General features: G+C 57.1%; 1 protein-coding gene. It reads left to right on the plus strand.

Annotated elements, in window-relative coordinates; all coding sequences use genetic code 11:
- Positions 1-564, plus strand: a 564-nt coding sequence (locus tag P0D96_RS48325; protein WP_459252717.1) for a TAXI family TRAP transporter solute-binding subunit, incomplete at both ends; no start/stop codon positions are given.

Genomic DNA, 564 nt, shown 5'->3' on the forward strand with positions numbered 1-564 from the left:
GTCGCCCAGGTATTGCTCTCCTATAGCGGCGTCACTCGGGACAATACTTCGCTGATGCAAATGGATGCCGTCACGGCATATCAAGGCCTTGAAGACGGCAAGCTGGATGCTGCTTTTTTTATAGGCAGGCCCGACGCTCCGATGCAGCACACGCTACTCAACAGCAATCTGAAACTGATGGGTTTTGCCCAGGCCGACGCGCTGGTGCAAAAATTCCCGTCTCTCTCCAAGATCGTTTTTTCCCGCGCCTCGATCAGCATAGTGGATGACCTTCCGCAAGCCGACGTCACCCTGTTGGCCGCCACCGCTCTGCTCGTGTCGAAAGACACCATGCATCCCGCACTGGTCTACCTGCTGCTAGACGCGGCCAGAACCGTGCACGGCGCCGAAGATTACTTTACGCCGCACGGCGCGTTTCCCAACCTGAACACCGACGAATTTCCCATTTCGGACGAAAGCACGCGCTACTTCAAATCCGGTCGTCCGTTCCTGCAGCGCTACCTTCCGTTCTGGCTGGCCAGCTTTGTCGAAAGGCGTCTGCTGATCCTGGTACCGTTCATAGCC

Source organism: Paraburkholderia sp. RL17-347-BIC-D (genome assembly GCF_046027915.1).
Lineage (GTDB): Bacteria > Pseudomonadota > Gammaproteobacteria > Burkholderiales > Burkholderiaceae > Paraburkholderia.